Below are 26482 nucleotides of genomic sequence, written 5' to 3' on the forward strand. Positions count from 1 at the left end.
CCCGCCCCGGCCTCCGCCGCACCGCGACCCACAAGGCCACGCGGCCCCGGCCACGAGAGGAGAGCGACGCCGTGACACACACCGATTCCGGCCTCAGCTCAAGCTCCGACGACACCCTCGACCGGCAACTCCCGCCCGAATGGGACAGGTTGCTCGCCACAGGAGCCCGGCCGCCGGCACCACCCGGCGCCCCGGCCGCCGGACCGCTGCTCGACAACCTCGCGGGCTGGGGCCCGGCCGACACCCCGGCCGGGCCGTTCGCACTGCTCCCCGTCCAGCTGGAGCGCGATCTCGACCGGATCGCCGACTGGATGAACGATCCGGCAGTCGCGGCCTTCTGGGAACTGGCCGGGCCGCCGGAGACCACCGCGGACCATCTCCGCGCTCAGCTCCGCGGTGACGGACGGAGCGTGCCCTGCCTCGGTGTGCTCGACGGCGTGCCGATGAGCTACTGGGAGATCTACCGCGCCGACCTGGACCCCGTGGCCCGCTACTACCCGGCCCGGCCCCAGGACACCGGCATCCACCTGCTCATCGGCGGCGGTGGTGACCGCGGACACGGCCTCGGCACGACGCTGCTGCGCGCCACCGCCGATCTCGTCCTCGACCACCGGCCGCACTGCGGACGGGTCATCGCCGAGCCCGATCTGCGCAACATCCCTTCCGTGGCCGCGTTCCTCGGCGCGGGATTCCGCTACGCCGACGAGATCGAGCTGCCCGACAAACGCGCGGCACTGATGATCCGCGACCGCGCCCACCGCCACCAGCTCTGAGACCGGGGCCGTCCACGGACGGCCCCGGTCCTCGTTCCCGACCCCGCCGCATCTCGCGGCCTTCCGCCCCCCGTCCACCTCTCCGCCGGATCCGCCTCCAATCGCCGTTGTCCACCGTGCCGCCCCGGTTGCTGTCCCCGCACGAGCCGGGCCGGTCCCGCTCAGAGGAGTCCCGCCTTGTCTCCTGCGCACCAGCCCCCGCACAGCGCCTGGCAGCACGCCGCCCGTCGCCTCTTCGCCAAGACCCTGTCGGAGTTCGCGTACGAGGAAGTCCTCACCCCCGAGCCCGACGGCACCGCCCCGGACGGCGCCCCCCGCTACCGGCTGCCCGTCACCGACGACCTGGTCTACCGCTTCCGCGCCCGGCGCGGCGCCTACGGCCACTGGCGCGTCGACCCCGACTCCATCACCCCGCACGCCGACCCCCTGCACTTCCTCGCACAGGCCCACGACACCGTGCTGAACCTCAGCGGCGACACCACCGGCCACCTCATCCGCGAGCTGACCGCCACCCTCGCCGCCGACACCCGCCTGGACGCCACCGCCGTCGACGCCGGTGCCCTCGCCGACCTCGATTACGCCGCCCTCGAAGGCCACCAGACCGGTCACCCCTGGCTCGTCGCGAACAAGGGCCGGCTCGGCTTCTCCGCCGCCGACGCCGAACGCTGGGCCCCGGAGGCCCGCACCCCGCAGCGGCTGCCCTGGCTCGCCGCGCACCACAGCCTCGCCCACTACCGGGGTGTCCCCGCCCTCGCCACCCCCGACCGCCTCTACGCCGAGGAACTCACCCCCGCCACCCGCGCCGCCTTCGCCCGCGCCGTCACCGACCAGGGCGGCGACCCCGACGACTACCTCTACCTCCCCGTGCACCCCTGGCAGTGGGACGAGACCATCGCCCCGCTCTTCGCCCCGCAGCTCGCCGACCGCTCCCTCATCGCACTGCCGAGCGACGACGACCTCCGGCTCCCGCAGCAGTCGATCCGCACCTTCCTCAACCTCAGCCGCCCACAGGCCCGCACGGTCAAGCTGCCGCTGTCCATCCTCAACACCCTCGTCTGGCGCGGACTGCCCACCGAACGCACCCTCGCCGCACCCGCCGTCACCCGCTGGGTCCACGGCCTGCGTGACGAGGACCCCTTCCTGCGCGACGAGACCCGGGTGATCCTGCTCGGCGAGACCGCCTCCGTCACCGTCGAGCACCCCCTCTACGACCGCCTCGCCGGCGTCCCGTACCAGTTCAAGGAGCTCCTCGGCTGTATCTGGCGCGAGCCCGTCAGCCGCCACCTCGACCCCGGCGAGCGCGCCCGCACCCTCGCCTCGCTGCTGCAGACCGATCCGCGGGGCCGCGCCCTGACCGCGGAGCTGGTGCGGCGCTCGGGGCTGGCGCCGCGGGACTGGCTGCGCCGCCTCTTCGCCGCCCTGCTGCCCCCGCTGCTGCACTTCCTCTACCAGTACGGCACGGTCTTCTCCCCGCACGGCGAGAACGCCATCGTCGTCTTCGACGCGCACGACGTTCCCACCCGGCTCGCGGTCAAGGACTTCGTGGACGACGTGAACACCACCTCGCAGCCGCTGCCCGAGCACCAGTCCATGCCGGACGACGTGCGCACGGTGCTGCTGACCGAGCCGCCGGCCTTTCTGACCCAGTTCATCCACTCCGGCCTCTTCGTCGGTGTCTTCCGCTACCTCGCACCGCTGTGCGAGGAGCAACTGGGCGTCCCCGAGGCGGAGTTCTGGTCACTCGTAAGGGCGGAGATCCTGCGCCACCACGAACGCTTCCCCCGGCTCAAGGAGCGGCACGAGACCTTCGACCTGCTCACCCCCCGGATCGAGCGGCTGTGCCTGAACCGCAACCGGCTTCACGTCGACGGCTACCGCGACCGCAGCGACCGCCCGCACGCCGCCGTGCACGGCACCGTCCCCAACCCCCTGCACGCCCCGTGACCGGGCCGGCTGTCAGTGGTCCCGCGTAGGCTTGCAGCGCTATGACGAAGCCCTCCCTCCCCGATCTGCTCCATGCCGCCGTCACCGCCGTCGGCGGCACCGAGCGCCCCGGCCAGGTGGCGATGGCCGAGGCCGTCGCCGAGGCCGTGGACGACAATTCCCATCTGCTGGTCCAGGCCGGCACCGGCACCGGCAAGTCCCTCGGCTATCTGGTGCCGGCGCTGGCCCACGGCGAGCGCGTGGTCGTCGCCACGGCCACCCTCGCGCTGCAGCGCCAGCTCGTCGAGCGCGACCTGCCCCGTACGGTCGACGCCCTGCATCCGCAGCTGCGCCGCCGGCCCGAGTTCGCCATGCTCAAGGGCCGCTCGAACTACCTCTGCCTGCACCGCCTGCACGAAGGCGTCCCGCAGGAAGAGGAGGACGGCCTCTTCGATCCGTTCGAGCAGGCGACACCCACGAGCAAGCTCGGCAAGGACCTGCTGCGGCTGCGGGACTGGGCGGACGAGACCGAGACCGGCGACCGCGACGCGCTCACGCCCGGTGTCTCCGACCGCGCCTGGGGCCAGGTCTCGGTGTCCTCCCGGGAGTGCCTGGGCGCCTCGAAGTGCGCGTACGGCGCGGAGTGCTTCGCCGAGGCCGCCCGGGAGCGGGCCAAGCTCGCCGATGTCGTCGTCACCAACCACGCGCTGCTCGCGATCGACGCGATCGAGGGCGCCCCGGTCCTCCCGCAGCACGAAGTGCTGATCATCGACGAGGCTCATGAGCTGGTCTCCCGGGTCACCGGCGTCGCCACCGGTGAGCTCACCCCGGGGCAGGTCAACCGCGCCGTGCGCCGGGCCGCCAAGCTCGTCAACGAAAAGGCCGCCGACCAGCTCCAGACCGCCTCGGAGACCTTCGAGCGGCTGATGGAGCTGGCGCTGCCCGGCCGCCTGGAGGAGGTCCCCGAGGACCTCGGCTACTGCCTCATGGCCCTGCGCGACGCCGCCCGTACGGTCATCTCCGCGCTCGGCTCGACCCGCGACAAATCCGTCCAGGACGAGGACGCCGTCCGCAAACAAGCCCTCGCCGCGGTGGAGAACGTGCACGCCGTCGCCGAGCGCATCGCGAACGGCTCCGAATACGACGTCGTCTGGTACGAGCGCCATGACCGCTTCGGCGCGTCCCTGCGGGTGGCGCCGCTCTCGGTGTCCGGACTGCTGCGGGAGAAGCTCTTCGCGGACCGCTCCGTCGTGCTGACCTCCGCCACCCTCAAACTGGGCGGCGACTTCAACGGCGTCGGTGCCTCGCTCGGCCTGTCGCCCGAAGGCGTCCAGGGCGAGGACATCCCGGTCTGGAAGGGCCTCGATGTCGGCTCGCCCTTCGACTACTCCCGGCAAGGCATCCTCTACGTCGCCAAGCATCTGGCGCAGCCGGGCCGGGAGGGCAACCGCGAGGACATGCTCGATGAGCTGGCGGAGCTGGTCGAGGCCGCGGGTGGCCGAACGCTCGGGCTCTTCTCGTCGATGCGCGGTGCGCAGGCAGCGGCCGAGGCGCTGCGCGGCCGCCTCGACATGCCGATCCTGCTCCAGGGCGAGGAGACGCTCGGCGAGCTGATCCGCCACTTCGCCGCGGATGCCCGTACGTGTCTGTTCGGCACCCTCTCGCTGTGGCAGGGCGTGGATGTGCCGGGGCCGAACTGCCAGCTGGTGGTGATGGACCGGGTGCCGTTCCCGCGGCCGGACGACCCGCTGATGAGCGCCAGGCAGAAGGCGGTGGAGCAGGCCGGCGGGAATGGCTTCATGGCCGTTGCGGCGACCCATGCGGCGCTGTTGATGGCGCAGGGCGCCGGGCGGCTGGTCCGTGCCACCGGCGACCGCGGTGTGGTCGCGGTCCTGGATCCGCGGGTGGAGCGGGCCCGTTATGGCTCGTTCCTGCGGAAGTCGATGCCGGACTTTTGGTACACGACTGACCGCAATCAGGTCCGCCGCTCTCTCTCCGCCATCGACGCGGCCGCGAAGACTGCCGAGAAGCCGGCAACGGCCGAGGCAGACGGATCGGCGGTCGTGGCGGAGGCGGGGGAGTAGCCCCACGCGCGGGGGAACCGAGCGGGGACAGAACTGAGCCCCGGAACCGGCGCAGTGGTTCCGGGGCTCGGCATGAGGGCTGGGTCAGACCCGGCGCAGTACCGCCACGACCTTGCCGAGGATGGTTGCCTCGTCGCCGGGGATCGGCTGGTACGCGGCGTTGTGCGGCAGCAGCCACACATGGCCGTCCTCGCGCTTGAAGCGCTTGACGGTGGCCTCGCCGTCGAGCATCGCGGCGACGATGTCGCCGTTCTCGGCGACGGGCTGGCGGCGGACGGTGACCCAGTCTCCGTCGCAGATCGCGGCCTCGATCATGGAGTCACCGACGACCTTGAGCACGAAGAGTTCGCCGTCACCGACCAGCTGGCGGGGGAGCGGGAAGACATCCTCGACCGACTCCTCGGCGAGGATCGGGCCACCGGCCGCGATCCGGCCGACGAGCGGGACGTAGGAAGCCGCGGGCTTGCCTGCGGTGTCGGTGGCCGCGCTGGTGGTCTGGTCGGATCCGCGGACCTCGTACGCGCGGGGGCGGTGCGGGTCGCGCCGCAGGAAGCCCTTGCGCTCGAGAGCCATCAGCTGATGGGCGACCGACGAGGTGCTGGACAGCCCGACCGCCTGGCCGATCTCCCGCATGGACGGTGGATAGCCGCGACGCTGCACCGAATCCCGGATCACTTCGATCACCCGGCGCTGGCGATCGGTGAGCCCCGAACTGTCGGCGCGAATTCCGGGCGGGCGGCCCGGGAGCGAGCGTGCGGGCTTCGGCTCTTCGGAGTCCAACGTGGCGTCGTCCATCGGCGTGTTCCGTGCCGATTGAGGAGGCTCGAATCGGCTCTGGGAGTGGCTTTGTGCGGTGATGGTCGCGCTGTCTGCGGTGGTGGTCACGTCGGCCCCTCTCGAAATGTTCTCCCTAGTTAGCCAACGGTAGTTGCTTTCGAAAGGTTGCGCCAAACACACGTTCGAGTGAAATATTCGCTGATTGGCTGACCTGGTCACGTGGCTGGGTGTATAGCCGAAAGGCAATTCGGGCCTCTGTTGTACGTTTTCGCCCGAGTTCTCCGGTCGCATCTGCCGTGGACGGCACGCCGTTGCGACCGCCTGCCGCGCCGTCGCCGATTCTGTCATCCCGGCCCCTGCGGCCCGCCGGCCGGGTGGCTTCCCGTACCCTCGTGGGCGACCCCCCGGCCCGCCTCCTCCGCGACACGCGGTAGGCAGTTATAAGCGGCCCGACACCACATCTAGTGCTTGAATGCGATTCGCCGCCTACAAGTTGTGGTGCCTGGTCCTCCGAGGCCCCGGGGATCGCCTATGCTGGAGGCTGCTCCGAAGGGCCCGAAAGGGCTGGTCGGAGGTCATTCGTCGTACGCCGGATTCGGTGGCGTACGTCCGTTTTCGAGGGTGAGGAGGGTGGAGCCGTGCACTGCCCCTTCTGTAGGCACCCAGACAGTCGGGTCGTCGACAGCCGCACCACGGACGACGGCACGTCGATCCGCCGGCGCCGCCAGTGCCCCGACTGCTCGCGCCGCTTCACGACCGTCGAGACCGCGTCGCTGATGGTGATCAAGCGCAGCGGTGTCACCGAGCCCTTCAGCCGGAACAAGGTCATCGCGGGTGTGCGCAAGGCCTGTCAGGGCCGCCCGGTCACCGAGGACGCCCTCGCCAAGCTCGGCCAGCAGGTCGAGGAGGCGGTGCGCGCCACCGGCAGCGCGGAGCTGTCCACCCATGACGTCGGGCTCGCCATACTGGGCCCGCTTCAGGAGCTGGACCTCGTCGCCTACCTGCGCTTCGCGTCGGTCTACCGCGCCTTCGATTCGCTCGACGACTTCGAGGCGGCCATCGCCGAGCTGCGCGAGCAGCGCGAGCTGGGACCGCCCGGGCAGCACCGCGGGAGCGACGGGGAGGCCGGCGGCCCGACCGGCGCCCTCGCCGTCGGTACCGCCACCGCCGCCGACTGAGTTCGGCGCGCAACCAAGAACCTGGTCGGGGCTAGAGCAGGCGCCCCGGCATATGCAAGACATACACCGTGCCACGGAATGAGTGTGCACATATGGGCGTTTGCCCGTATAGGGAGGCGGAATGACAGAGACGACGAGCGGCCCGGCACGAGGCTCCCGCGCCAAGGGCAGCAAGGCGAGCAAGGGTCTGCGCATCGAGCGCATCCACACCACCCCCGGCGTGCATCCGTACGACGAGGTGGAGTGGGCGCGCCGTGACGTCGTCATGACCAACTGGCGCGACGGCTCGGTCAACTTCGAGCAGCGTGGCGTCGAGTTCCCCGACTTCTGGTCGGTGAACGCGGTCAACATCGTCACGAGCAAGTACTTCCGCGGCGCGGTGGGTTCGCCGACGCGGGAGTCCAGCCTCAAGCAGCTCATCGACCGTGTGGTCAAGACGTACCGCAAGGGTGGCGAGGACAACGGCTACTTCGCCTCCCCGGCGGACGCCGAGATCTTCGAGCACGAGCTGGCGTACGCGCTGCTGCACCAGGTCTTCAGCTTCAACTCGCCGGTTTGGTTCAACGTCGGGACGAAGCAGCCGCAGCAGGTCAGCGCCTGCTTCATCCTCTCCGTGGACGACTCCATGGAGTCGATCCTGGACTGGTACAAGGAAGAGGGGATGATCTTCAAGGGCGGCTCGGGCGCCGGCCTGAACCTCTCCCGCATCCGCTCCTCCAAGGAGCTGCTCTCCTCCGGCGGCAACGCCTCCGGCCCGGTCTCCTTCATGCGCGGCGCCGACGCCTCCGCGGGCACCATCAAGTCGGGCGGCGCCACCCGCCGCGCGGCCAAGATGGTCGTCCTGGACGTCGACCACCCTGACGTCGAGGCCTTCATCGAGACCAAGGTGAAGGAAGAGGAGAAGGTCCGCGCGCTGCGCGACGCCGGCTTCGACATGGACCTGGGCGGCGACGACATCACGTCCGTCCAGTACCAGAACGCCAACAACTCGGTCCGGGTGAACGACGAGTTCATGAAGGCCGTCGAGACCGGCTCGAAGTTCGGCCTGCGCGGCCGGATGACCGGTGAGGTCATTGAGGAGGTCGACGCCAAGGGGCTCTTCCGCAAGATGGCGGAGGCGGCCTGGGCGTGTGCCGACCCCGGCATCCAGTACGACGACACCATCAACCACTGGCACACCTCGCCGGAGTCGGGCCGCATCACCGCGTCCAACCCCTGCAGCGAGTACATGCACCTGGACAACTCCTCGTGCAACCTCGCCTCGCTCAACCTCCTGAAGTTCCTGCGCGACGACGACCTGGGCAACCAGACCTTCGAGGCGGACCGCTTCGCCAAGGTCGTCGAGCTGGTCATCACCGCGATGGACATCTCCATCTGCTTCGCGGACTTCCCCACCGAGAAGATCGGTGAGACCACCCGCGCCTACCGCCAGCTGGGCATCGGTTACGCCAACCTCGGCGCCCTGCTGATGGCCACCGGCCACGCCTACGACTCCGACGGCGGCCGCGCGCTCGCCGGTGCCATCACCTCCCTGATGACCGGCACCTCCTACAAGCGCTCCGCCGAACTCGCCGCGGTCGTCGGCCCGTACGACGGCTACGCCCGCAACGCCGACGCCCACAAGCGCGTCATGAAGCAGCACTCCGACGCCAACGCCACCGCGGTGCGCATGGACGACCTGGACAACCCGGTCTGGGCGGCGGCCACCGAGGCGTGGCAGGACGTGCTGCGCATCGGCGAGAAGAACGGTTTCCGTAACGCGCAGGCGTCGGTGCTCGCGCCGACCGGCACCATCGGCCTGATGATGGACTGCGACACCACGGGCGTCGAGCCGGACCTGGCCCTGGTCAAGTTCAAGAAGCTCGTCGGCGGCGGCTCCATGCAGATCGTGAACAACACGGTCCCCAAGGCGCTCAAGCGGCTCGGCTACCAGCCCGAGCAGGTCGAGGCGATCGTCGCCCACATCGCCGACCACGGCAATGTCGTCGACGCCCCCGGCCTGAAGCCCGAGCACTACGAGGTCTTCGACTGCGCCATGGGCGTGCGCTCGATCTCCGCCATGGGCCACGTCCGGATGATGGCTGCCGCGCAGCCCTTCCTCTCCGGCGCGATCTCCAAGACGGTCAACGTCCCGGAGACCGCCACCGTCGAGGAGATCGAGGAGGTCTACTTCGAGGGCTGGAAGCTCGGCCTGAAGGCGCTCGCGATCTACCGCGACAACTGCAAGGTCGGCCAGCCGCTCTCGGCCAAGAAGAAGGAGCCCGAGGCCAAGGCCGAGGCTCCGGCCGAGAAGAAGGTCGTCGAGTACCGCCCGGTGCGCAAGCGCCTCCCGAAGGGTCGTCCCGGCATCACCACCTCCTTCACCGTGGGCGGCGCCGAGGGCTACATGACCGCCAACTCCTACCCGGACGACGGTCTGGGCGAGGTCTTCCTGAAGATGTCCAAGCAGGGCTCGACCCTCGCGGGCATGATGGACGCCTTCTCCATCGCGGTCTCGGTGGGCCTGCAGTACGGCGTGCCGCTGGAGACCTACGTCTCGAAGTTCACCAACATGCGCTTCGAGCCGGCCGGTATGACGGACGACCCGGACGTGCGGATGGCGCAGTCGATCGTCGACTACATCTTCCGCCGCCTGGCGCTGGACTTCCTGCCCTTCGAGACCCGTTCCGCGCTCGGTATCCACTCCGTGGAGGAGCGCCAGCGTCACCTGGACACCGGTTCGTACGAGCCGAACGACGACGTCGACGTGGAGGGGCTGGCCCAGTCCGCGCACCTGCAGTCCGAGGCGCCGCAGAAGGACACCCCGGCGGCGAAGATCGTCGAGGAGGCCGCCGCGCCGGCTCCCAAGCAGGCGCACACCAACGCGGAACTGGTCGAGATGCAGCTGGGCATCAACGCCGACGCGCCGCTCTGCTTCTCCTGCGGCACGAAGATGCAGCGGGCCGGCAGCTGCTACCTGTGCGAGGGCTGCGGCTCGACGAGCGGCTGCAGCTGAGCGCGATCGCTGTGAACGCCGTACCGGTCTGAGATGACCGGGGGAGCGGGGACCGACCTACCGTCGGTCCCCGCTTCGGCGTTGGGGGGCCGGACCTGCTTCGAGCCGGGGGTGTGGCGAGGGTTGCCGGGTGGCCGGATGGTGCTCGCCCTGCTCTGTCCCCGTGCGAAGGCCCGTGATGCCGCCGCCCGTACGCCTCCGGAGACCGACGTAGAGCAGTCCGGCGCATAGTTGCAGCGTCGCGATGCAGAGCAGCAGCACCGGCGGGGGCAGTGCGGCGACCAGGCCGGCGAGTGCGGCGCCACAGGCGGCCGCGGTGATCTTCAGCCCGGCGCCGAGAGTGAAGACCTGGGCCCGCGCGGCCGGTGGGGCGTGGGCGGCCCGGATGCGCAGGGTCGCCGTCAGCAGGGGGCCGTCGCACAGTCCCGCTACGGCGAACAGCGCCGCGCAGGCCGTCAGGGACGGTACGAGTGCGGCGCCTGCCAGCGCGAACCCGGTGCCGAACAGGGCCGCGGCGGCGAGATGCGGCTCCGGAAGCGTCGGCCGCCATGTGGCGAGAACCAGGGCCCCGGCTAGCGCCCCGCAGGCGAAGGCCGTCATCAGGACGCCGCCGCTGCCCGGATCCCCTCGGTGATCGCCGAGCAGCACCGTCGTCGTGGTCAGGCCGCCGAGGCCGACGAATGCCAGGCAGGTGCCCGCGGTGATCGCGCGCAGCTCGCGGATACGTCGGACTGCTGCCAGGCCCGCTGCCACATCCGCTCGCATAGTGCCGCGGTGGGCCAGACCGCTCGTCGTGCTGGGCAGGGCGGAACCGAAGGGCAGCGTGGCTGCCAGCGCAGCGGCACAGGCAGCCGCCCCGGCGAGCAGACCCACCGCTGGGCCCGGTGCCACCGTGGCTGCCAGAACGCTGACGGCGGCGGGCCCGGCGACGGAAGCGGCGTTGTAGATCGCCGCGTCCAGTGCGTAGGCACGGTTTCGGGGTGCGCCGTCCGGAAGCAATGCGGCAATCAAGCTGGACAGACCTCCGGACACCACCGGGCCGCAGGCGCCCCCCAGGAGCGCGACGATCAGTGTCACGGGTGTCGGAGCGCGCCCGACGAGCACTGCCATCGCCCCGACGGCCGCTGCGAAGCCGCCCAGAGTACCGAAGTAGAAGAGCCGGGGGCGCCGCAACCGGCTCGCCATGGCGCCCACGAGTGGAGCGGCGATCACGTGCGGTGCCATCCACGCGGTGAGGATGAACGCCCCTTGGGCCGCGCCGGCGGTGCGTTGCAGGGTCAGAAGGAGCACCGCCACGGACATGCCTTCGTCCGCCAGCCTGGCCAAGAAGGCGGTGGCCAGATAGCGCCGTAAGCCGGGGGAAGCGCCGCGCTCGGAACGGGTGGACGCCGAACCGGTGGGGCCGGTGGGGGTAGCGGAACTGGTGGTTCGTTGCGGCATGGAGCCCTCCGGGTCCCTTTCCGTGCTGTGCAGAATTGGGGTAACGACTTAGCGCCCTAAGGCATTACGGAAAGGTACAGTAGAGGGCGCGACCTGAGGAGGGGATGGCGGAAGCGGTCCATGGGGCGCGGTCTGAGGGTGATGCGTGCACGGCTGGTGGCTCACCGCGCGCGCGGCTGTGGCGCGTAAGAGGCGTGGGCCTCAGGGGACGGAAGGAGCGGGCGGCGCATGAGTGGGGACAGGGGCAAGAGGGCCGGCGAGGGGCAGGGGTTTCGGCCCGCCCAAAGGTTGATCGACATGGCGAACGCGGTCCGCGCGGACCCTGAGTTGCCCCGGGAGACGATGGCCGAGCTGCTCGCCCGGCACGGGGAGAGCCCGGGCGAACTGACGAAGCAGTCGTTCTCGCCGAAGGACGCCGACGACCTGCGGAGCGCTGTCGTCCGCATCACCGGTGTACTGACGGAGGCCGACACCGACCGCGCCGCGCAGGCTCTCAACGACCTGCTCGCCGAGTGTGGTGCCCGTCCGCGCCTCTCCCGCCATGACGGTCACGCCTGGCACCTGCATACCGACCGGGGCGACGACGCGAGCTGGGCGGACTGGTTCCTCGCGGCCGGCGCGCTGGCGCTGGCGCAGATCCTCACCGAGTACGGTCGCGTCCCCTGGGGAGCGTGTGCTTCCCCCCGCTGCGCCAAGCTCTACCTGGGCACCGGCCCCGGGAGCGCCCGCCGTTACTGCTCGACCGCCTGCGCCTCGCGGGAGCGCGTCGCGGCACATCGCCGGCGTCAGCGGGAGGGCTGAGGGGCGTGCGGGGGTGGGTGAGGCGATCCATCATGGCGGAGAGGCGGGGGAGTGCACTGAAGCTTCTCCCCCGCCGCCGCTGTGCGTGCCGATCTGAGGCAAGGCGGGTGGGCCGGCCGGGAGCTACCGGCCGGCGGTGCACTGCCCGTGCCCAATCGGCCTGCTGGGACCGCGGACCAAGCAGAAGCAGTCCGGCATCGACCGGCGACGCGCTTCCGTCCGCCGACCACCGACGAGCCCTGCCGCTCAGCGGCCGGGCCGCGTGTGGGGCAGGTGCCGGGCGGTGTGGCGAGTGCTCCGGGTCAGCTGCCCATCAGGCCGGCGAACTCGTCGGGGTCGGTGTCGAAGCCCCGCACTTCCGCGTGGAACCGCCATTCGCCGTGCTCGTCGCGGGCGAAGACGGCGACCCGCGCGGCGGTGGCCTCCGCGACACCGGCGAAATCGTTCTCCGCCAGGTCCGTATACCCTTCGCGGACCAGAACGTGAGTGTTCTCTATGTCGCCGAATGTCTTCCGGCCCTCGCGCTGCTGGATGGCGACTCCCACCACGACGCGCGTGTACGTGTCGGCCAGTCGGCTCAGTTCGAGGGTCATGACCTCGTCGGAGCCGAACCCCTGGCCCGTCCGGCTGTCCCGGTTCAGAGTGATGGTGCCGTCGGGCGAGCGGCTGTCGAAGTGCACCAGGTACGCCGGGTCGCCGTGCGGCGCGTCCGTCGTGTACGTCGCGGCGACGAGATCGAGATCATTATCCGGCGCGCCGAGGGGACTGGGATCCCACTTGAGCGTGACCTCGACCTTCTCGATCCCTTTGTTGAGCGTGCTCACCGGGCTTCCCTTCCTTCGTGTGGTCGAACATGCGTCGAACCGGTCCGGCCGGTTGCGCGGAACGGCTCCTCGCAGGGCCCGGCGGCCGGTCCGGCCTGGCGCCGAGGGGGCCGTACGCCCGATCGTCGGCAGGCTGCCGGAGGGATCCTGGAAATGCGGGGACCGTCCGCGCGGTGGGCGCGGGCAACTCCCCAAGACTCCCCGTTGTTTGACCATCGTGCCACGCCGGGCGGCGCGTCGGGTGGGCTGAAGTGCGCCGATCCGCACGGGGGTTGCGTGGAAGGGCCTCTCGCGATGGCTTGATTGCTCTCCCTGTTCGGCTGCCCGTGTGGCCCTCTGCGCGGCTGTCCGCGTGTCCGGCACTTCGGCTGGCCCAGGGGGAGGTGCCCAAAGACGGTCGTTCGGCCGCGCGTTGATCTCCATGCCGGGCCATGGCGGGGCGCCAGTAGGCCGCCTCGCCCAGAGGTGGCTGGGGTGGTCATCGCGGACAATCCGGTGCCTGGGCTCAGGAGGGTGGCCCGGTCCGGAGGCTCGTGGTCAGGTCCACGGCGAAGGCGAGGCCCATGCGTGCCGCGGGATCGCGTTAGCGGGCGTTGCTGGGCTCGGCGATGACGTGGGAGGGCGCTCTCTGTGGAGCGCGGTGGTTGGGCGCAGGATTCCGGCCACGGTGGACTGAGGGCAGCCGGTGCCGACGTGGCAGTGCATGAAGACGAGTTGACGGCCTACCGGTGGCCGCCGTCCTTCGGGGGTGGTGAGCGGGCTCCCGTACGGCGTGCAGATCGGCGGGTGCTTCTCTGCACATGTGCCCGGAGGCGCGGGAACAGGGACCACCGGCCGGGGGTGCTGAGGCCCATCAGCCCAGTGCGGTAAGGCAGTTCGTGATGGTATGCGCGTGTGACGCGCAGTGATGCCCTGTGGCTCAGGGGCCTTACGATGGCGCGGTGCTGGTCAAGTGGATTCGTCTCACCGTTGTGGACCGTCGAGGGTTCGAGCGGGGGCAGCGGAAATGGGCGGGGCTGCTGGGTGAGCCGGGGTTTCGAGGGCAGGGCGGGGGGTGGAGCCGCAGCCGTCCCGGGGTCGCGCATCTGGTGGCCTTCTGGGAGAGCCGGGCGTTCTACGACTCCTTCATGGCGCGCTCCTACCCCCGGCTGGCTGCCGCGCAGGTCGGTACCCACAAGGATGCCCAAGTGCGTCTCTTCGAGCACGAATTCGATGTGAAGGTCGGTTTCCGGCCCGCGTTCGGCGACGCCGACGTATTGCGCCTGGCGCACTGCCAGGTGCGCGAGGACCGGGTGGATCACTTCATGCTGATGCAGGAGAAGGTCTGGAACCCGGCGATGGCGGGGTCGCCGGGAATGCTCCGGGGGATGCTGGGGCGGGCGCCGGGGGAGGAGTTCTTGGTGTTGTCCCTGTGGCAGTCCGCCGCCGAACGTGGGAAGTACCGGCCGGAGCGGGTGGAACGGCTGGCGCTGCGGGCCCAGATAGCCGCGGATGTGCAGGCGATCGCGGGTGATGTGGTGCAGCTCGAACCTTCGTGGACGGTGTGACGGCCCTGGTCAGGAGCCGTTTCGGGCAGCGTGTGCGCTGCCGACGCCGAACACCCCGGCGCGGGCGGCGGCCACTGCTGCCGCCGCTGACTGGTCGGCGAGCGCCACATCGACCGGCTCCCGGGTGGTGAACAGACGGAAGAAGAGAGGCGCGGCGACGGACCGGACGAGGCTGCCGGCGTCGATCGTGCGCCCGGGGCCCGGTTCGGCACCCGTTGGCAACTCGCCACGGGCTACGGCACGTTCGACGATCGTCTCGCAGCGCGCGAACCGCTCGGTGTAATACGCGCGCAGGGCGATGGCGGCCCGCTCCGACTGGAAGGCGGCCGCGATCATCGCGGAGACGGAAGCGGCCACCGCCTGATCATTGAAGGACTCGACCACCTCGCGGGCCAGAGCACGCAGATCGCCGTCGAGCGAGCCGGTGTCGGGCGGCACCCAGCTGTCCTCCCCTGCCAGGTCCAGGGCATCGGCCACCATGCCCTCGATGTCTCCCCAGCGGCGGTAGAGCGTCGTCTTGTGTACGCCGGAGTGCGCGGCGACGTATTCGACGGTGAGGCCGGGATAGCCGTGCTCGGTGAGGCCGGCGAGGACGGCGTCGCGGACGGCCGCTCGGGTGCGGGCGGTACGGCCGCCGGGGCGTCGAGTGCCGGGGGAGGGGGCGGAGGCGTCGGCTTCGGGTGCGCAGCTGTCCGTGGGTTCGGTCGCCCGGGTCGAGGGTGTGACTTCTTCAGGCAATTGCAACTCCAGTTGCATTAGATGGGTCGATCGTGCCATCATCATCGTAACGCCACTTTGGTTGCGTTTGTGGTTCGGCTCCGTACGAGCCGCCATGAGCGCGTGGACTCTCTCTTCCTGCTTCTTCCGCCTAGACGCCCTCAGCCTCTTCAGCCCTTCGGCCCCTGAATCTCCTCAACCTTTCGGCCCGCCGGATTTGCGCTCCCCACACAGGCGGTCGCGGTGGTCGCTGCACCGCCGGTCCGCCGCATGTTCCCCGACTGTCCCGTCTGCCGTACCTGTCCCAGTGATCTCCACGGAGGATTGATTGCCCACCCAGATCTCGCTGCATGACGTCACCAAGTCCTACGCCGATCACCTGCTGTTCAGCGGCGTTTCCCTTTCAGTGCGACCCGGCGACCGCATCGGGATCGTGGGCGAGAACGGCGCCGGGAAGTCGACCCTGCTGCGCATCATCGCGGGCGTCGAGCAGCCCGACGAAGGCCATGTCGTCTGCCGGGCCGACGGCGGCTCCGGCTACCTCGGGCAGACCCCCGATCTCCCGCCGGATCACACCGTGCAGGACGCGATCGACTCCTCCCTGGCGGACCTCAGGGACATGGAGAGCAGGCTGCGCGCACTGGAGGCCGGGCTCGGCTGCGCGACAGCCGAAGAACTGTCGGAGTACGGCGATCTGCTCACACTCTTCGAGCTGCGCGGTGGCTATGAAGCCGATGCCCGCGTCGACAAGGCGCTGCACGGCCTCGGGCTGGAACAGATCGGTCATGACCGCTCACTCGGCAGTCTGTCCGGAGGCGAACAGGCCCGACTGGGACTCGCCTGCCTGATCGCCGCATCGCCCGAGGTCATGCTCCTCGATGAACCGACCAACCATCTCGACACGGCAGCGCTCCGCTGGCTCGAAGACGCCCTACTCGCCCACCCCGGCACCGTCCTCGCGGTCTCCCACGACCGCCTCTTCCTCCAACGCATCGCCACCGCGATCTTCGAGGTTGACGCGGACCGACGCGAGATCGTCCGGTACGGCGACGGGTACGGCACCTTCGTCGCCGCCAAAACGGCCGCCCGCCGACGCTGGGAGCAGGACCACGCCCGCTGGCAGGAGGAGGTCGCACAGCTCACCGCCTTCTCGGCCGGCACCGCGCATCACGTCGCCCAGGGCCGGGCCATCAAGGACGGCAACAAGATGGCCTACGACCGGCACAAAGGCCGCGTTCAGGCGTCCGTCTCCAGCCGGGTGCGCAATGCTCAGGAACGGCTGCGCAGGCTGCGCCAGGAACCCGTCCCGCGCCCACCGGATCCGCTCCAGTTCCAGGCGGCAGGGCTCGCTGAAGGGACCGACGAGCCCAAAGGGACGCTCGTCCAGCTCGACGGAGTGCGGGTCGGCGACCGTTTGGCGGTGGACGCCCTTTCCGTGGCAGCGGGGGAACGCATACTGATCCACGGCGCAAACGGCGCGGGCAAGACCACGCTCCTCCGTGTCATGACGGGCCTCACCACACCGGACAGCGGCACGGTCTCGCGCCGGGGGAAGATCGGCTACCTCGCCCAGGAAATACCGGTCTCCCGCCCTGCCGAGCCGTTGCTGGCCGCGTTCGGGCGGGGGCTCACCGGAGACAGGGAAGAGGTCGCCGCCCTGCTGATGTCCTTCGGGCTGTTCCGTGACCGCGAGCTGCACGTGCCGGTTGGGGCCCTCTCGGCAGGCCAGCGACGCCGGCTCGCGCTCGCCCGGCTGCTGTCCCGCCCTGCGGATCTGCTGCTGCTCGACGAGCCGACCAACCACCTGGCCCTCGCCCTGGTCGAAGAGCTGGAAGAGGCACTGGCGGCGTGGCCCGGCGCCGTGGTCCTCGTGTCGCACGACCGTCTGCTGCGCCGGCGCTTCGGCGGTCGCCGGTACGAGATACGCGACGGCCGGCCGGTCGATGTCGCCACGGGGGGCGGGAGGTAACCGGAGGTACGCGACCTCAGAGCGCAGGGAAGCGGGCAGAGAAGCAGGCTGGGGAGCGGGCAGGTAAGCCGCGCAGGGGAGCGCGCAGAGGGAGCGCGCAGAGGGAGCGCGGGGAGGGGGCCGGGGGGAGGAAGAGAGGCCCATCGGCGGCAGGTGACCGGCGACCGTGGCCGCGTGCGGCATGTACAGGGCAGGCGATTTAGGGTGGCTTCATGGCCCGGCCCCGACGCATCGTTCTCATCCGCCACGGCGAGTCGGAAGGGAACCTCGACGACACCGTGTACGAGCGGGAACCCGATCACGCGCTCAGCCTCACCGAGAAGGGCAGGCGCCAGGCGGCGGAGGCCGGCGGCCCGCTCCGGGAGATGTTCGGCGACGAACGGATCTCCGCCTACGTCTCGCCCTACCGCCGCACCCACCAGACCTTTCAGCAGCTCGGGCTGAACCCGGACAAGGTCCGGGTCCGAGAGGAACCGCGGCTGCGTGAGCAGGACTGGGGCAACTGGCAGGACCGGGACGACGTACGGCGCCAGAAGGCATACCGCGACGCCTACGGCCACTTCTTCTACCGCTTCGCCCAGGGCGAGTCCGGCGCGGACGTCTACGACCGGGTCGGGGCGTTCCTGGAGAGCCTGTGGCGCAGCTTCGAGCACCCCGACCACCCGCCGAACGTCTTGATCGTCACGCACGGCCTCACCATGCGCCTGTTCTGCATGCGGTGGTTCCACTGGACGGTGGCGGAGTTCGAATCGCTGTCCAACCCGGGCAACGCGGAGTGGCGGACGCTGCTGCTGGGGCCCGACGGGCGGTACGCGCTCGATCGGCCATTTGAGCGCTGGTGTAAACCCGAGCCTTATGGCGTCACCGGTTAGAGTGCACAGCGATGACCGCCGACCACCGTGACGCAGACCGCTTTACGCGGGCCCTAGCGAGCCTGCGCGGACTGTCCGTGGGCGATGCCCTCGGATCCCAGTTCTTCGTTCCCGCCCATTACCCCGCCCTCAAGCGCCGCGAGCTGCCGCCCGCCCCGTGGCAGTGGACCGACGACACCGAGATGGCCTGTTCCGTTCTCGCCGTGCTCACCGCCCACGGCCGGATCGACCAGGACGCGCTGGCCCGCTCCTTCGCCGACCACCACGACTTCGACCGTGGCTACGGCCCCGCCGTGAACCGCATGCTCCGGCTGATCCGGGAGGGCGGCGACTGGCGTGAGCTGGCGTCCGAACTCTTCAACGGCCAGGGATCATGGGGCAACGGTGCCGCCATGCGCATCGCACCGCTGGGCGCCTGGTACGCCGACGACCCCGAGCAGGCCACGCACCAGGCCGAGATCTCCGCGTACACCACGCACCAGCACCGCGAGGCCGTCGTCGGCGCGATGGCCGTCGCCGCCGCAGCCGCCCTGGTGGCCGACCCGTCCCGCGGACTCGGCCCCGAGGACCTGCTCGACGGTGTGATGGAGCTGATCCCGCGCAGCGCCGTACAGGCCGGGCTGCGCCGGGCCCGCGACATGCTCGACTACGCGGACTCCGGCACCGTCGCCGCCGTCCTGGGCTGCGGTCGACGCACCAGCGCCCACGACACCGTGCCCTTCACCCTCTGGGCCGCCGCACGCCACCTCGGCAACTACGAGAAGGCGTTCTGGGCCACCGCTCAGGCGGGTGGCGACGTGGACACCACCTGCGCCATCGTCGGCGGCATCGTCGCGGCGAGCAGTGGCGGCGCTCCGCCGCAGGCATGGCTGGACGGCACCGAGCCGCTCCCGACGTGGGCCCCCTCCCTGTCCGATTGATCGCACTCTTTCCTGCCGTACCACTGACCGGTCGCGCGGCTGACCGACCACGCGCGGCCGGCAACGGCCGTGGGGCCCGACCGGGCCCTTCGCGACGGCTGGGCCGTGTCGCCCGTACTGCGCCTCCACCCAATGGGCGTAGTGCGAAGGCGAGTTCATGCCCGTCTGCCGAATTTGCTTCCGACCACGCCACTCCTTGGCCGTCGCTCGGCGCGCCGGCCCTGGAGCTCGGTCCGTAGGGGCGCCGTGTGGTCCCGGCTCCCACTCTGCCCTCCCTCCCCGCCCCTCTCGCCCCGACAGGTACCTGCTGGTAGCTTCCGTTTCCGTCGCGGTGGAAGCGGTCGCACGAACGGTTTGGTGCGAGGTGCGGATCCGGTGCGGACGGCTGCGCCGAATAGGCGTAACCTTGCTGGCGCCATGCCGTACGAGCCTCCCACCCACACCGTCGAGCGATCATTGCGCGCCACGACCGGTGCCAAGATCGTTGCAGGAATCGACGAGGTCGGACGGGGAGCCTGGGCCGGCCCGGTCAGCGTCTGCGCAGCCATCACCGGTCTGCGTCGCCCGCCCCCCGGACTCACCGATTCCAAGCTGCTGACACCCAAGCGCCGCACCGAACTCTGCGATGTTCTCGGCGACTGGGTCACGTCCTACGGCCTGGGGCACTCCTCTCCGGAGGAGATCGACGCCCTGGGGATGACCGCGGCGCTGAGGCTCGCGGCCGTGCGCGCCCTGGAGGCGCTCCCGGTCCGTCCGGACGCGATCATCCTCGACGGCAAGCACGACTATCTGGGCACGCCCTGGCAGGTCCGTACGGTCATCAAGGGTGACCAGTCCTGCGTCGCGGTCGCCGCCGCGTCAGTGATCGCCAAGGTGCGGCGCGACGCGATGATGGCCGAACTCGGCCTCCAATACGGCGACTTCGCATTCGAGGACAACGCCGGATACCCCTCGCCGACCCATCGCATCGCCCTGGAGGAGTACGGTCCTACGCCGCACCACCGAGTGTCGTGGTCCTACATGGATGCCCTGCCCCGGTGGCGGCACCTGAAGAAGGTGCGCGTCACCCCCGAAGCAGCCGCTCTGGAGGCCGGTGGCCAACTCGGCTTCGACTTCTGAGCGGTGCGGACATAAATGCGGTACCCGCTGTCATGTCCCGTACCTACGTTTGATAGACATCCCTTCATGCCTCTCATCCCCGAGGAGCCTCAGATTCACGAGAGTGTCCCGGGTCCCCGCGCTACTCCGGCCGCCGGCCGTACCGCGCCGACCCCCCGTCCTGTTCCCGGTCCCGGTCCCCGCCCCGCACCTCCGCGTGGCGCCCCCGCGGCCGGTGTCCGTCCGGGCAAGCCCGGACCCGCTGCCCCGCCGCGTGGGCCTGTCGCCGCTCCGCCGGCGCAGCGCACCGGCTCCCAGCTGCCCGCCGCGAAGGCCACCGGCCCCGCCGCAGGAGCCCAGCTCCAGCTGATCCCGGCCCCCGAAGGCGGCGCGGTCGACGCCGCCGATGAGGCCGTCGATCTGCTGCTGGACTCCGGACGGGCACCTGGCGAGATCCTGGTGCTGACCACCGGCGACCCCCACCCTTGGGCGGCGCACGAGCTGTCCTTCGGTGAGGCGGCCTACTGGGCCCAACACGACGCTGCGGACGACGTGTTCTACGCGGACGCCACGGCCGAGCGCATCGCCGGGCGGCCCGTCGTGATCGTCGCCGTCAACGGCGGCACGGACGACGTCACCGCCAAGGCCCTGCCCGCAGCGCTGGCCCGTGCGGGTGCGCTGTTGATCGTCTGCGGTGACCCGCAGCGGATCAACGCCGTCCTCGGCGCGAACGCCTGACCGTCCGCAACTCCCGGCAGCCCGTCGGCCCCTGGGCCGGCCGGGCTCGTCGGCGTGTCCGCGGAGGTGTGCGCCGCGATACGCGCCGGGGCGCGTACATCTGCAGGTCCGTGCTCCGCGGGTCTGAGGCTGTCGATGTCCGGGGCGCTCCGATGTCCGGGTTGTCCGCAGGACTCAGGTGCGCGGATGTCGGGATGCCCAGCGGCCCGTTCTAACGGTCCGTGCACGATGCCAAGATCGTTTGGTCGTGCGGGCGTTGACACGCTTTCCGTGTACTCCCGGTCCCGGCAACCGAGCAGCAGACGGCCGGGAACCGCTCGGTTCTCCCTCCCGCCTCAGCGGGCCGCCGTGTGCCGCCGCGCTTCCCCCACGCCGCCGACGCGCCGTGGCACGGCTCGGCTGCCGGCCCCCCGGGGTTCGGCCGGAAGCGGCGGAGAGCCTTCCGCTGCCGCAAGCGGTCCAGCATCCTCCGCGCTCTCCGTGGCTCCGCTCTGCCCGGACCCGCCGCTGCGAGCAGCGGGAACGCGCTCCCCCGCCGGGGTGGGCGTCGCCACCGGGCGCGGTGGTGAGTCCATGGGCTTCGCTGCAGAGCGCGGCGACACCACGCTCGGCGCGCCCGTGCGGCCTGAGGCGGTGCGCACCGCCCGGCCGTGTTCCGCACGCCGCGCACGATCATTGCGATCCATGCCATCCGCAGGGACTGTTTCCGTGCGGCCTGCTTCCCTCTGCCCAGCTTCGGCGTGGCCGGTCGCCGTGCGCGGTGACTCGTTTCGCCCCAACGCCTCGCCCTGTGACTCGTCACGCCGGGACCCCGCCCGCCGCGCTTCACCGCGACGCGTCTCCGCCCGCCTTTCCGCACGCCTTTGGGCACGTGGCCCGTTCCGTGTCTCGACCCCGGGTGCCGTCAGGGGCGGAAACGCAGTGGGAGACAGCTTGGGGCGACGGCCGCCCCGGTCCTCGCCGAGGACCTGCCAACGGTCACGGGTCAGCGTGATGTACGCCCCGCAGCGAAGTCCGTGCAGTGTGCAGGCATCGCGCAGTCCCCACATCCATGCGCCGTCCGCCTCCGTCCAACGCGGGTCGCCCTCACGGCAGTAGAGCAGCACGGCCGTCCGGATCGGGGAGCGCAACCGTAGGTCGTGCGGGATGACCCGGCGCAGATGGGCCAGCAGCAGATTGCGGAACTGCCAGCCATCCGGAGCGGCGGAGGGTTCGCTGAACGAGGCACTCGCCGTCAACCGCTCCTGAGGATCGAGGACGGCCACCACTGCCGTCGACGACTCCGGAAGGTGACGCTCGTAAAGGGCCGCGACGACCTCACGGGGGTTGCGGAGCAGGGGGATGCCTGCGGAGGCCCACTCGGCGGGCTCCAGCATCCGGCTGAGTCGGGCGGCGGAATCGGCGGATGCGGGCTGGGACACATTCGTGGGCGGGGCGAAGCCGAAGGCCACGGTCCTCCCTTCGTCTACGCATCCACGCGTCGGGCGGTTGCCGGGCGCGAAGGCGCACCGCGACACGGCCCTGCCTGACCGCGAACGGCAGGTACGGGGAAGCGACTTCAATTCTTGCGGTCGCACACGCTTGCGGCAACGAGCAATTCACGCGCGCGACCCGAAATGGTCCGGTGCGCCGTCTATATTCCTTCCCGTCTTATCCGCCTCCGAAGCCCTCAGCCGCCCACCAGCTCGCCGCGCCCGACTACCCCTGTACGGCGAGGACCAGCGGAAACACGCCCTCGGCTCCTGCCCTGCGCAACAGTCGCGCGGCCACGGCCAGCGTCCATCCGGTGTCGGCGTAGTCGTCCACCAGAAGCACGGGTCCGCCGGCCGATGCCAGAGCCTGAGCAAGCTCCGGCGGCACACTCAGCGCGCCGTGCAGGGCGCGCAGCCGTTGCGCGCTGTTGCTGCGGGGGATCCTGCTGTCGGCGTCGTCTTCCCGCGACGTCACCGTCCCCAGGAACGGCATCCTGCCGATGGTGGAGATCCGCTCGGCGAGCGAACGGATCAGCTGCGGGCGGGTGCGGGAGTCGAGGCAGACGACGCCCACCGGGCGGGCCGGGGCGTCTGCCGCTCCGGATGCCCACCCGCCCGGACCCTTGGCCCAGTCGGCGAGCACGGTGACCACGGCGGCGGACACATCGTCGGGTACCGGACCGTCCGGAGCCTGTGGCGCGAGCATCGGCCGCAGACGGTTACCCCATCCGATGTCGGAAAGCCTGCCCAGGGCGCGGCCGGTCCAGGCCAGCTCACCCGCGGGAATGCGGCCCTTGAGGTCGACTCCGATGGCCGGCAGCCCCGTCGGCCACATCCGCCGCGGCTCCACCTCCACGCCGGGGCGCCCCAGCTCACCGCGTGCCGCGTCCAGCGACGCGGCGGACACCTCAGGGGTGAAGCGTGCGCCCGCGCAGTTGTCGCAACGGCCGCAGGCCACCGCTTCCTCGTCGTCCAGTTGCCGCCGCAGGAACTCCATCCGGCAGCCCGTGGTCGTCGCGTAGTCCCGCATCGCCTGCTGTTCGGTCTCCCGCTGGCGGGCCACCCAGGCATAGCGCTCCGCGTCGTACGACCAGGGCCGGCCGGTGGCCGTCCAGCCGCCCTTGACGCGGTGCACGGCGCCGTCGACGTCGAGCACCTTGAGCATGATCTCCAGGCGCGAGCGGCGCAGTTCGACCTGTGGTTCGAGGGCGGGCAGCGACACGGGCCGGTCGGCGGCCGCCAGGACGTCCAGCGTCCGGCGCACCTGCTCCTCCGGCGGAAATGCCAGCGACGCGAAGTACTTCCAGATCGCCTCGTCCTCACGGCCGGGCAGCAGCAGCACCTCGGCGTGCTTGACTCCGCGTCCCGCACGTCCGACCTGCTGGTAGTACGCAATGGGGGACGACGGGGAGCCGAGGTGCACCACGAACCCCAGATCGGGCTTGTCGAAGCCCATGCCCAGCGCGGAGGTCGCCACCAGCGCCTTGACCCGGTTGGCGAGCAGATCGTCCTCGGCCTGCTGGCGGTCGGCGTTCTCCGTCTTGCCGGTGTACGAGGACACGGTGTGGCCCCGGTGCCGCAGGAAGGCCGTGACCTCCTCGGCGGCCGCGACGGTGAGGGTGTAGATGATCCCCGACCCCGGCAGCTCGTGCAGGTGGTCCGCCAGCCACGCGAGCCGGTGCGCGGCGTCCGGGAGCGGCAGCACGCCCAGACTCAGGCTTTCCCGGTCCAGGGGGCCGCGAAGAACCAGGGCCTCGGCGCCCTCGCCCGTCCCCAACTGCTCGGCGACGTCGGCCGTCACCCGGGCGTTGGCGGTGGCGGTCGTTGCGAGCACCGGAACCCCCGGCGGGAGGTCGGCCAGCATCGTGCGAAGGCGCCGGTAGTCCGGCCGGAAATCGTGGCCCCAGTCGGAGATGCAGTGTGCCTCGTCGACCACCAGGAGGCCCGTGGCCGCGGCCAGCTTGGGCAGCACCTGATCACGGAAATCGGGGTTGTTCAGCCGCTCGGGGCTCACCAGCAGGACATCCACCTCACCGGCTGCCACCTCGGCCTGGACGGTGTCCCACTCCTCGGTGTTGGAGGAGTTGATCGTGCGTGCCCGGATCCCGGCACGGGCGGCCGCCTCGACCTGGTTGCGCATGAGCGCGAGCAGCGGCGAGACGATCACCGTCGGGCCGCTGCCGCGCTCTCGTAGCAGCGCCGTCGCGACGAAATACACGGCGGACTTTCCCCAGCCCGTGCGCTGCACGACCAGAGCGCGGCGGTGGTCGGCGACCAGCGCCTCGATCGCCCGCCATTGATCCTCGCGCAGCCGGGCCTCGCCGTCGGGATCCCCGACGAGTCGGGTCAGGACGGCATCGGCCGAGGCTCGCAAGTCTTCGTTGCTCATGCCCCCATGCAACCCGATGCCACTGACAACGCGCGAACCGCGGCACGAACCTGTGGAAAACGGCGTCACCCGTGAGTTATCCACAGGGGTCGCGGCGGAGTGGCGGACCGCGGGATCTTCGAGCCATGAATCCGCACAACGAACCGCCGAAGCGCACGACCACCGACCCGTTCACCGACGCGCTCACCGACCCCGCCACCGATCCGATCGGCGGGCCGCCTACGGACCCGGCGGCCGATCCGATCACCGATCCGGCCGCGGACCCGGTCGGCGACACGTCCCCAGGCGCAGGTCGGACCGCCGGCACCTCCCGTGACGGGGCCTCGGACACCACAGGCTCCTCCGGCTCCTCCGAGCGTGCCGGCTCCTCACCTCCGGCCGGCTCCATTCGCCCTCCGCGCCCCTTGGACGCCACTCAGCCGACCTGCCCGGTCAGCCCGCCGCGCCCGCTCGATGCGACGAAGCCGCACCACGCCACAGCCTCCACCGACCCGATCGGTCCGCCCATCCCTCCCTCGCCTCCCGCTACGCCAGAGGCCCCTCCCACCCCGCCGAACTCCTCCCACCGCCCCTCCGATGCCCAGAAGGCAGGGCACGTGTCCGACCCGATCAAGCCGTCCCAGGGCACGACCGCCGAAGCTCAGGTCACCTTGCGCGGCCCCGCCGAACTGGCCGATGCGCTGCCCTATCTCATGGGCTTCTACCCGGACGACAGCGTGGTCCTGGTGGCGCTCCACGGCGAGCGCGGACGCTTCGGAGGGCGGGTCAGGCTCGGCATCCCCACCGACACCACACAATGGCCCGACGTCTCCGGCCAACTCGCCGAGTGCCTGATTCCGGCGGGGAAGGCCCCGGAGGACCGGCCCGCGGGCATCCTCGTATTCCTCTGCCAGGAACCCGGTCCCGGCGAGAGCGGCCAGGACGTGAAGAACCGGCTCCGCCCTCTCGCCCAGCGGCTGCGCACCGCCTGCGGAGCCCTTGAGGTGCCCGTCCTCGAAGCCCTCTGCCTCTCCAACGGCCGCTACTGGTCCTACTGCTGCCCGGACTTCCGCTGCTGCCCCGCCGACGGCACCCCCCTGGTCATGCCAGGCACGTCCGTGATGGCAGCTGCCGCCGCGTACGCGGGCATGCAGGTACGCGGATCCCTCAAGGAGATGGAGGCCCGGCTGACACCGCGGACCGGGCGCCGGGCAGCCCAACAGGAGAAGGCCCTGGACGCAGCTGCCGCCGCACTCGTTCCCCGCATGCTCCACCGCGACGGTGCCACGGCGGTCCGACGGGACACCCTCGACCTGGCCTGCGCCATGATCCACCGATTTCGTCAGGACACTCCGTCGGGCAGCAACCGCGCCAGGGACGCCTGCGACGACGCCCTGATCACCGACGGCGAATGCGCCGAGCTCATCCTCGGCCTCCAGGACCGAACAACCCGCGACCGGGCCGCGGAGTGGATGGACGACCCCACCGCTGCCGCAGCCCTCCGCCTGTGGCGCGCACTCGCCCGCCGCTGCGCCGGCGGCTACATCGAACACGCGGTGCCACCCCTGACCCTCGCCGGATGGGTTTCCTGGGCCACCGAGGACGCGCCCTCGGCGCGTGTCGCCCTCGGCCGCGCCTTGAGCATCGACCCCGACTACCTCTTCGCCCAGCTGCTGCATCGCGCCATCAACGACGGCCTCGATCCGGAGCCACTGCGCCGCTGCCTCCGCGAACAGCGTGAGGAGGAGACCGACGGTTCCGGCGGAGGGCAGGAGGCCGCGGCTTCGGAGGCTCCACAGCCCGGTCGGCGCGGGGCCGTGCGGACCGGCACCGCCAACCGACCCCGAGGAGCCCGCGGCGCCACGGGGCCCGGCACCCGGACGACAGACGGACGCGGCAGGCGCCGGGCCGGCCGGGACGGCGACCGGAGCAGGCGGTGAGCGAACGGTCTCCCTCGACGTCGGCGTGACCTGGGCGCCGATTGAG

18 protein-coding genes and 1 pseudogene are annotated in these 26482 nt (G+C 71.0%); 13 read left to right on the forward strand and 6 right to left on the reverse strand.

Annotated elements, in window-relative coordinates; genetic code table 11:
* Window positions 1-71: 71 nt before the first annotated feature.
* From ACGFZW_RS14010 to ACGFZW_RS14020, 3 genes are all read left to right on the forward strand, one after another.
* Complete coding sequence (locus ACGFZW_RS14010; RefSeq protein ID WP_393893339.1) at window positions 72-773, forward strand: GNAT family N-acetyltransferase; 702 nt, start codon at window positions 72-74, stop codon at window positions 771-773.
* A gap of 177 nt (window positions 774-950) precedes the next feature.
* The gene (locus ACGFZW_RS14015; RefSeq protein ID WP_393893340.1) at window positions 951-2717 is read left to right on the forward strand and encodes an IucA/IucC family protein; all 1767 of its coding nucleotides are present in this window, start codon (window positions 951-953) and stop codon (window positions 2715-2717) included.
* A 41-nt stretch (window positions 2718-2758) separates the two neighbouring features.
* Window positions 2759-4780, forward strand: a complete 2022-nt coding sequence (locus tag ACGFZW_RS14020; RefSeq protein ID WP_393893341.1) for an ATP-dependent DNA helicase — start codon at window positions 2759-2761, stop codon at window positions 4778-4780.
* A gap of 84 nt (window positions 4781-4864) precedes the next feature.
* Here ACGFZW_RS14020 and lexA read toward each other — a convergent pair whose 3' ends face one another.
* Window positions 4865-5665, reverse strand: a complete 801-nt coding sequence (gene lexA, locus ACGFZW_RS14025; RefSeq protein ID WP_393893342.1) for a transcriptional repressor LexA — start codon at window positions 5663-5665, stop codon at window positions 4865-4867.
* 530 nt (window positions 5666-6195) lie between these two features.
* Between lexA and nrdR the strand changes: the two genes are divergently transcribed.
* Together nrdR and ACGFZW_RS14035 are read left to right on the forward strand one after the other, a co-directional pair.
* Window positions 6196-6735, forward strand: coding sequence for a transcriptional regulator NrdR (gene nrdR / locus ACGFZW_RS14030; RefSeq protein WP_393893343.1), 540 nt, complete (start codon window positions 6196-6198; stop codon window positions 6733-6735).
* Between the two features lie 121 nt (window positions 6736-6856).
* The gene (locus ACGFZW_RS14035) at window positions 6857-9730 is read left to right on the forward strand and encodes a vitamin B12-dependent ribonucleotide reductase (protein WP_393893344.1); all 2874 of its coding nucleotides are present in this window, start codon (window positions 6857-6859) and stop codon (window positions 9728-9730) included.
* Between the two features lie 57 nt (window positions 9731-9787).
* On the opposite strand, the gene ACGFZW_RS14040 is transcribed toward ACGFZW_RS14035, so the two are convergent.
* A complete protein-coding gene (locus ACGFZW_RS14040) occupies window positions 9788-11170 on the reverse strand; it encodes an MFS transporter (protein ID WP_393893345.1) in 1383 nt (460 codons plus the stop codon).
* 297 nt (window positions 11171-11467) lie between these two features.
* On the opposite strand from ACGFZW_RS14040, the gene ACGFZW_RS14045 reads away from it, so the two are divergent.
* Window positions 11468-11971, forward strand: a complete 504-nt coding sequence (locus ACGFZW_RS14045) for a CGNR zinc finger domain-containing protein (protein WP_393893346.1) — start codon at window positions 11468-11470, stop codon at window positions 11969-11971.
* Window positions 11972-12273: 302 nt separating this feature from the next.
* Here ACGFZW_RS14045 and ACGFZW_RS14050 read toward each other — a convergent pair whose 3' ends face one another.
* Window positions 12274-12795 (reverse strand): TerD family protein, encoded by a 522-nt coding sequence (locus ACGFZW_RS14050; protein WP_393893347.1) that lies wholly within the window; start codon window positions 12793-12795, stop codon window positions 12274-12276.
* 941 nt (window positions 12796-13736) lie between these two features.
* Between ACGFZW_RS14050 and ACGFZW_RS14055 the strand changes: the two genes are divergently transcribed.
* Complete coding sequence (locus ACGFZW_RS14055) at window positions 13737-14342, forward strand: YdbC family protein (RefSeq protein ID WP_393893348.1); 606 nt, start codon at window positions 13737-13739, stop codon at window positions 14340-14342.
* Window positions 14343-14351: 9 nt separating this feature from the next.
* Here the strand turns inward: ACGFZW_RS14055 and ACGFZW_RS14060 are convergent, their stop codons facing one another.
* The gene (locus tag ACGFZW_RS14060) at window positions 14352-15098 is read right to left on the reverse strand and encodes a TetR/AcrR family transcriptional regulator C-terminal ligand-binding domain-containing protein (RefSeq protein WP_393893670.1); all 747 of its coding nucleotides are present in this window, start codon (window positions 15096-15098) and stop codon (window positions 14352-14354) included.
* 289 nt (window positions 15099-15387) lie between these two features.
* Between ACGFZW_RS14060 and abc-f the strand changes: the two genes are divergently transcribed.
* From abc-f to ACGFZW_RS14085, 5 genes are all read left to right on the forward strand, one after another.
* Entirely contained in the window at window positions 15388-17028 is a 1641-nt protein-coding gene (gene abc-f / locus ACGFZW_RS14065; RefSeq protein ID WP_393893349.1) for a ribosomal protection-like ABC-F family protein, read from the forward strand.
* Window positions 17029-17240: 212 nt separating this feature from the next.
* The gene (locus tag ACGFZW_RS14070) at window positions 17241-17900 is read left to right on the forward strand and encodes a histidine phosphatase family protein (RefSeq protein WP_393893350.1); all 660 of its coding nucleotides are present in this window, start codon (window positions 17241-17243) and stop codon (window positions 17898-17900) included.
* 11 nt (window positions 17901-17911) lie between these two features.
* Window positions 17912-18820 carry an ADP-ribosylglycohydrolase family protein gene (locus tag ACGFZW_RS14075; protein WP_393893351.1) on the forward strand — a complete coding sequence of 303 codons (909 nt, stop codon included), beginning with the start codon at window positions 17912-17914 and terminating at the stop codon, window positions 18818-18820.
* 417 nt (window positions 18821-19237) lie between these two features.
* Complete coding sequence (locus tag ACGFZW_RS14080) at window positions 19238-19939, forward strand: ribonuclease HII (RefSeq protein WP_393893352.1); 702 nt, start codon at window positions 19238-19240, stop codon at window positions 19937-19939.
* Window positions 19940-20005: 66 nt separating this feature from the next.
* Window positions 20006-20656 (forward strand): hypothetical protein, encoded by a 651-nt coding sequence (locus ACGFZW_RS14085; protein WP_393893353.1) that lies wholly within the window; start codon window positions 20006-20008, stop codon window positions 20654-20656.
* Window positions 20657-21587: 931 nt separating this feature from the next.
* On the opposite strand, the pseudogene ACGFZW_RS14090 reads toward ACGFZW_RS14085, so the two are convergent.
* Window positions 21588-22107 (reverse strand): annotated as a pseudogene (locus tag ACGFZW_RS14090) (hypothetical protein); the annotation flags it as partial.
* Window positions 22108-22354: 247 nt separating this feature from the next.
* Window positions 22355-24517, reverse strand: a complete 2163-nt coding sequence (locus tag ACGFZW_RS14095; protein WP_393893354.1) for a RecQ family ATP-dependent DNA helicase — start codon at window positions 24515-24517, stop codon at window positions 22355-22357.
* Between the two features lie 596 nt (window positions 24518-25113).
* Between ACGFZW_RS14095 and ACGFZW_RS14100 the strand changes: the two genes are divergently transcribed.
* Window positions 25114-26436, forward strand: coding sequence for a DUF4192 domain-containing protein (locus ACGFZW_RS14100; RefSeq protein ID WP_393893671.1), 1323 nt, complete (start codon window positions 25114-25116; stop codon window positions 26434-26436).
* The last annotated feature ends 46 nt before the right edge of the window (window positions 26437-26482 follow it).

Origin of the sequence: Streptomyces sp. NPDC048248 (assembly GCF_043201875.1) — a bacterium.
Lineage (GTDB): Bacteria > Actinomycetota > Actinomycetes > Streptomycetales > Streptomycetaceae > Streptomyces.